7 protein-coding genes and 3 pseudogenes are annotated in these 5,851 nt (G+C 42.9%); 6 read left to right on the forward strand and 4 right to left on the reverse strand.

The features are described 5' to 3' along the window. The first annotated feature begins 26 nt into the window (after positions 1-26). The 6 genes and pseudogenes from B4033_RS03840 to B4033_RS03865 all read left to right on the forward strand — a co-directional run. On the forward strand, positions 27-536 hold the full coding sequence (locus B4033_RS03840) for a DUF805 domain-containing protein (RefSeq protein WP_286832230.1): 510 nt from the start codon (positions 27-29) through the stop codon (positions 534-536). A 150-nt stretch (positions 537-686) separates the two neighbouring features. Further along, complete coding sequence (locus B4033_RS03845) at positions 687-1,313, forward strand: 3'-5' exonuclease (RefSeq protein WP_286832233.1); 627 nt, start codon at positions 687-689, stop codon at positions 1,311-1,313. A 452-nt stretch (positions 1,314-1,765) separates the two neighbouring features. After that, positions 1,766-2,140, forward strand: coding sequence for a hypothetical protein (locus B4033_RS03850; protein WP_286832236.1), 375 nt, complete (start codon positions 1,766-1,768; stop codon positions 2,138-2,140). A 35-nt stretch (positions 2,141-2,175) separates the two neighbouring features. Further along, positions 2,176-2,538, forward strand: a complete 363-nt coding sequence (locus B4033_RS03855; RefSeq protein WP_286832239.1) for a hypothetical protein — start codon at positions 2,176-2,178, stop codon at positions 2,536-2,538. Positions 2,539-2,734: 196 nt separating this feature from the next. After that, positions 2,735-3,457 carry a 1-(5-phosphoribosyl)-5-[(5-phosphoribosylamino)methylideneamino]imidazole-4-carboxamide isomerase gene (gene hisA / locus B4033_RS03860; RefSeq protein WP_004890660.1) on the forward strand — a complete coding sequence of 241 codons (723 nt, stop codon included), beginning with the start codon at positions 2,735-2,737 and terminating at the stop codon, positions 3,455-3,457. A 145-nt stretch (positions 3,458-3,602) separates the two neighbouring features. Continuing rightward, positions 3,603-3,944 (forward strand): annotated as a pseudogene (locus B4033_RS03865) (EamA family transporter); the annotation flags it as partial. An 81-nt stretch (positions 3,945-4,025) separates the two neighbouring features. Here B4033_RS03865 and B4033_RS03870 read toward each other — a convergent pair. The 4 genes and pseudogenes from B4033_RS03870 to B4033_RS03885 all read right to left on the reverse strand — a co-directional run. Next, positions 4,026-4,373, reverse strand: a pseudogene (locus B4033_RS03870) (FAD-binding oxidoreductase); the annotation flags it as partial. 93 nt (positions 4,374-4,466) lie between these two features. Continuing rightward, positions 4,467-4,859 (reverse strand): DUF4870 family protein, encoded by a 393-nt coding sequence (locus B4033_RS03875; protein ID WP_004813645.1) that lies wholly within the window; start codon positions 4,857-4,859, stop codon positions 4,467-4,469. Between the two features lie 25 nt (positions 4,860-4,884). Continuing rightward, complete coding sequence (locus B4033_RS03880) at positions 4,885-5,508, reverse strand: DUF1294 domain-containing protein (RefSeq protein ID WP_286832244.1); 624 nt, start codon at positions 5,506-5,508, stop codon at positions 4,885-4,887. Between the two features lie 17 nt (positions 5,509-5,525). Then, positions 5,526-5,851: pseudogene (locus B4033_RS03885) on the reverse strand (homoserine kinase); the annotation flags it as partial.

Consider the following 5,851-nt stretch of genomic DNA (forward strand, 5'->3'; position numbering starts at 1 on the left):
TTAATGATAAAAACAAGGAAATAACTATGAATAATTTAAATGATTCTGCTTTAAATGCAGGGGGACGTTTTGGGCGTCGTTCATATCTGGCCTGGAATATGCTGATGGGCTTTTGTTTGATGCTTGTCGGTATTTTAGCTGCTGTCATTCTACCAGGCGCAAATCCATTTCTGAGTCCAGATGGTTCCTTGCCTATGCTATCACTGGTAGTCATGGGATTAATTTATATTGCAGTAATTTATTTCAGTATCATCTTTTTAATTCGTCGCCTGCATGACCGAAACCATAGCGGCTGGCTGTCTTTGCTGATGCTGGTACCTATCGCCAATATTTTATTTGCCTTGTATGCCCTGTTTGCTCCGGGTAACCGTGACAGCAACCAGTTTGGCCACCCCCGTACCACACGTGGCTGGGAAAATGTACTGGCGATTCTTTATATTCTGCTGATTGTTTTGGGGATTGCAGCGGCCATGGCGGTTCCGTCTTATCAGGACTATGTCAATCGTGCAAAACAGGCAAATTTGCAACAGCAATAAGTTTAATCCAGTCAACTCAATTCAAAAGCCAGCTCTAAAAATGGGTCTGGCTTTTCATCTTGATTTAAAAAAAATTCCTTAAAAGCGCTTTAGACTGAATTTAAAAAGTCTTAAGCTGCATCTTCATACACGGACCCACACAGACTCGTCATGGATGCCCTTCATTCTCCAATTTTACCCACCAAAGAAGATATCGCCACACTTCCAAGATTTCAAAATATCTCCTTTGAAAAAATTATTGTGATTCAGAATCTTCAACAGGCAGAAGTAATACGTGAAGAACTTGAACAGGTACAAGTCTTTGGCTTTGACTCAGAATCCAAGCCCATATTTAAAGCCGGTGAACAGTCTACAGGACCGCATTTGATTCAGTTAGCTACCCGAGAAAGGGAGTATTTATTTCAAATGAATACGGAACTATGGCATTTTTTACAGCCAATATTTGCCAATCCCAATCAGATGAAAGCTGGCTTTGGCTTAAAAAATGACAAGCAACTGTTCCGTAAAAAAGGTGTTGAATTAAATGGGGTACTGGAACTCTCCAAATGCTTTGGCAGTTTTGGGCTTAAACAGGCTGTTGGGGTCAGAAATGCGACGGCACTCCTGTTCCAGGTGAATTTCCCAAAGTCCAAAAGAATCAGTACCTCTAACTGGGCAGCACGGAAACTCAGCCAAGCTCAAATTGAATACGCAGCCGCGGATGCTTATGCCTGTATTTTGATTCTGGAAGAACTTTGGCAACGGAAACTCCTAAGCCGAGAATTGAAACTTTCCTAAAGAAAACCATCATTGCTTCTGGATGCTCCTTAACACTGTTACTTGAGAAATTAAGCGCTGATCGATTGTAAGATTATGTAAACTATATAACGCACCAAAATTTAGCAAATGAATAATCACTTTTCTAAAAATCCGAGTAAACTACTCAACTTTTCTACTATTCTTTTAATCGAACATTAAGCTAAACAATAAAAATGCACAAAAATAACACCACTCATCTTTTATAAGCACCAAAATAACCGATATAAATCATTGTTTTTAATTGCATTTTTTCACAAAATATAAAATTATTATCAATCCTTTGATAAACATGAATTTTCCATAACATTTTCCTGACTTATGGTCAAAATTATAGTTCTAGGCTCTATAAATTTGGCAGATTTTTGCTAAAACATGATGTGCATAACAATTCTCCATCGTTAAGTAGTTCAAATTTCTAGAGGGTAAAAATCATGGCAAGTTTATTGGGCGGCGGTAAGTTCAATGGGGTATTCACACTGGCAGTGCAAGGTATTAGCAAAGCCGTAGGCTTCCTGACTAAGGCTGTTATTACCTTAGTTGATGAAGTGGTTGAAACAGTCAGTACCCTGACGGCACCTTTGACGGACGCACTGACACAATTACCTGTAGTTGGCGATACGTTAAAAACTGTCCTGGATACCAGTACAGGACTGTTAGCAGATGTGAGTCAAGGCGTGCATGCCGTATCAGACCAGCTATTACAGGGAGATTTATCTGGTGGTATAGACATACTGCTAAATGGAACTACAGACCTGGTCGGTCAAACTTTAAATGGCGTCTCTGATATCTTAGAGATAGCGTTTTAGATACTACGGCGCCGCTGACTGCCCCACTGCTTTCTTTGCCAGTCATCGGTGATGTGGTTGCATCAGTCGGGCAGACTACTTCTAACCTGAGTGGACTGATTTCAGAAACGGATGATTATGTCGCTGGCATTCAGCCACTAGATCTGGTGAATAATGTACTCAGTAATCCGGTAGCGAGTGTGGGCGGTGTCCTGCAAGATGTCTCAGGCACTGTCGATGCACTGCTGGATGACCTTGCCCCGATTACTGATACGGCAGCAGATCTGCCAGTTATCGGCAGTATCGTCACAACTGTAGGCGCCACAGCAGGTGCAGTCAATGACGGTCTTTATGACCTGGGTACTCAGCTTGGTAAAGTAGGTCCACTGGATCTGGAACTTCATCTCGCATATGTTTAATTGAATTTCATCCATGCTGAATGATCAGCCTGATCAGATATAAAAACAACAATGAGCTGTACTCACTCACTCCAACCTGCCCATGACAGGTTTTTTTCATATGCAAGATTCAGTATTTAGATTTAGAAATCCGCCGTTTATTTGTTAAGATGGCAGCCATTCAAATTCAATCGACGATTAGGCCAGGAGCGAAAGCATGCTGATCATCCCTGCAATTGACCTGAAAGATGGCAAATGTGTCCGTTTAAAACAAGGTCGTATGGAAGACGATACTGTATTTTCTGATGATCCAGTGGCTACTGCGCAGCATTGGGTAAATGAAGGTGCGCGTCGTCTCCATCTGGTTGATCTGAACGGTGCTTTTGCAGGTACCCCGATTCATAAGCCAGTCGTAGAAGCGATTGCTAAAGCACAACCAAACTTACCGATTCAAATCGGTGGTGGTATTCGTTCACTGGAAACCATTGAGCATTACCTAGATGCAGGCGTATCTTATGTGATCATAGGTACAAAAGCAGTGAAAGAGCCTGAGTTTGTTGAAGAAGCCTGTAAACAGTTCGCTGGTCATATCATTGTTGGTATTGACGCCATGAATGGCATGGTTGCAACGGATGGTTGGGCCAATGTGACTGACGTGAAAGCGACTGATCTGGCTAAACGTTTCGCAGATGCAGGTGTGTCCAGCATTGTCTATACCGACATCGCACGTGACGGCATGATGCAAGGTGTGAACATTGAGCAAACTGTGAACCTGGCAACTTACTCAGGTCTTCCAGTGATTGCTTCTGGTGGTGTCACTAATATCGATGACGTTCATGGCTTAAAAGGCCAACCAGGCATTCTTGGCGCAATTACTGGTCGTGCGATCTATGAAGGCACTTTAAATCTTCGTGAAGCACAAGCGGTTTTAGACGCTTAATCTGAAAGATTGATGTTGCTGTAAAAGAGGTCTTCGGGCCTCTTTTTGTTTTTACCTGAATACTGATCTCCCATGTCTAACTTATCCTCTGAATCCTCAATATGGAAAGCGAAGCTCCCCCAGCTTTCTCTGATTTTAATTACCATCATTGTTCTGCTTTATTATGACAGCAATGCTCGGCGAACCTCAGCTACCGGAGTTCCATCCTCACCTTGCCATCATTTTAGTTGGCCTCGGTATAGCCAGCGCAGTGATTCAACTGGTCATGAACTGGGCACAGGAAATGGTTGATCCTTCTCAGGCTGCCATCATCTATGCAGGTGAACCGATCTGGGCCAGTCTGTTTGGCCGACTCGCTGGAGAACGTTTACCTGCTCTGGCTTTATTGGGCGGATTAATGGTGGTACTGGGTGTAATTGCCAGTGAATGGAAACCGAAGTTTTTAAGAACAGAAAAAAGGGAAGAATTGAAAGAAGATCTTTCTTAATTTTTCCCTCCCCCTAACCCTTTATGAATCCCCCCTAAATCTCCTTTTAAAAAGGGGGATTTTTTATATCTATATTGAATTTTAAAAAAATACCATTTTGCCCAGATTGACCAAAGCACTTAAATCATAGGCCGTTTTCACCATTAGAGTCACCACCGGTGCAAGTACTCGACCAAACAGGGTGTCTTGATGCTGGATACTGGTTAACATATTAAAGTCATCGGCTTTGCCACAGAAGTCATCTGCAATCGCTTTACCAATACCCACAGTTTGCGCCACGCCATGACCACTCCAACCTTGTACCGCATAGATTGGAAATTTATCACCAAACTTGCGGCTGTCGGCTGCACCATTCATGGTCAGATCAGTCGTGCCACTCCAGACAAAATCAAGTTCGACCTGTTTTAACTGCGGGAAGACATGCTGAATAGCGCTTACCTGATTCGGATATTCTGCTGCCAAAAATCATAGAGCTATAAAAAAGAGCAGCGATATGCTGCTCTTTCCATCTCAATATTTGATTTATCGATACATCGGCAGATTATCATTCAAACGCATAATCCCGCGAATTGCACGATACACAATCCAGATCCAGGCCAAGCCAATCACAATCAGGCAGAAAGTGGTGGCACCAAATGCTACACCTGCAAACAGATCCGGATCTTCACCGGTAAAGAACAGGAAGAAAAATGGAACAAAGGCAACGATATTCCAGAACAGATACCACCAGAAAGTACGGATCTGCCAGGTAAAATGGCTCTCGAAAATTGTGCCACGAACCGAACTGCGTTTCACATAGTTAATTACCAGCGCAATGACAGCAAGCAGGCCACCGGTAAAGATCGCCACAATATAAAGAATATATAGAATAAGAGTCAGTGTGCGGTTAGGGTCCTTGTCAATCGAATAGTTCATACCCTCTCCTTTTTATCAATTTCCCTTAAATATTTAAGCCGTTTAAAGGGGAAATAAGCCATAGAATCAAAATGATGTTAAAGGCTATGGTACAAAAATAAATCTGACGGAATGGTTGTTTTTGTGTTTTATGTCTCAGTTTTTGTTGGGCCAGCCAAGCTGCCGGCCAACCTCCAAGAAAAGCCACCAGATGTAGCGCATTTTCAGGAATACGGCGATTACCGAGTTGGGCTGCTTCCTTGTCTTGGGCGTAGAGCCAGTAACTCAATATATTCATTAAACTAATCAGCAACACTACCATCCCGCTCAACAGGCCACTGAAACTGAGTACCACAAGCGCCAGAATATATCCCACACAGAGGATTTGCATCGGCTGCAATTTTTCTTTTTTATTTATGCTAGTTTTCTGTTTAGCCGTCAACGCCTTGATTTGGGCAGCTTTGAGATAAGTCACCTGCTGAGCACGATAACGGCCCTGATCATCCATAATCACGGCATAATCCAAGGCACAACCCACAATCGGGCGCGGACCAGGGCGCGCAAAGTCCTTAATGTGCAGAAACACACGTTCCTTGCCAGCATCATTCGGCTGAATAAAACCATAGCCTTTTTCATCAAACCATTCCACCAAACGCCCTTGATCACGCATATTGTTGTTCCTGTTGGTTAAGCGGTGACAAACTTAAGTCGTTCGATCAACATATTACGCATTTCTTCCGGATTCTTTTGCAGGATATCGTTTCCGGTACGGCCTTGAGCCGCATTTTTCTGTGCCACTTGTAAACGCATCATCCAGAAACGACCGGCTGCCATCGCCAGGTAAAGCTGCAGACAGGCTTTTTCATCCTCAGTCAAGGGACGGATACTTTCATAAGCCTTTAAAAAAGCAACTGCACGTTCTTCATTCAAGGTCACTGCAGGATAATCTGTACAGAAGTCATTCAAAGTAATGGCAATATCAAACAGCAGCTCATCTTTATTCAATTCATAAA

It is taken from the genome of Acinetobacter sp. UBA3132, from assembly GCF_002364825.1.
GTDB lineage: Bacteria > Pseudomonadota > Gammaproteobacteria > Pseudomonadales > Moraxellaceae > Acinetobacter > Acinetobacter schindleri.

Excerpts from the sequence above, each read along its gene's own strand:
- B4033_RS03840 (WP_286832230.1), top strand. The coding sequence starts at position 27 with ATGAATAATTTAAATGATTCTGCTTTAAATGCAGGGGGACGTTTTGGG.
- B4033_RS03845 (WP_286832233.1), top strand. The coding sequence starts at position 687 with ATGGATGCCCTTCATTCTCCAATTTTACCCACCAAAGAAGATATCGCC.
- B4033_RS03850 (WP_286832236.1), top strand. The coding sequence starts at position 1,766 with ATGGCAAGTTTATTGGGCGGCGGTAAGTTCAATGGGGTATTCACACTG.
- hisA (WP_004890660.1), top strand. The coding sequence starts at position 2,735 with ATGCTGATCATCCCTGCAATTGACCTGAAAGATGGCAAATGTGTCCGT.
- B4033_RS03875 (WP_004813645.1), bottom strand. The coding sequence starts at position 4,859 with ATGAACTATTCGATTGACAAGGACCCTAACCGCACACTGACTCTTATT.
- B4033_RS03880 (WP_286832244.1), bottom strand. The coding sequence starts at position 5,508 with ATGCGTGATCAAGGGCGTTTGGTGGAATGGTTTGATGAAAAAGGCTAT.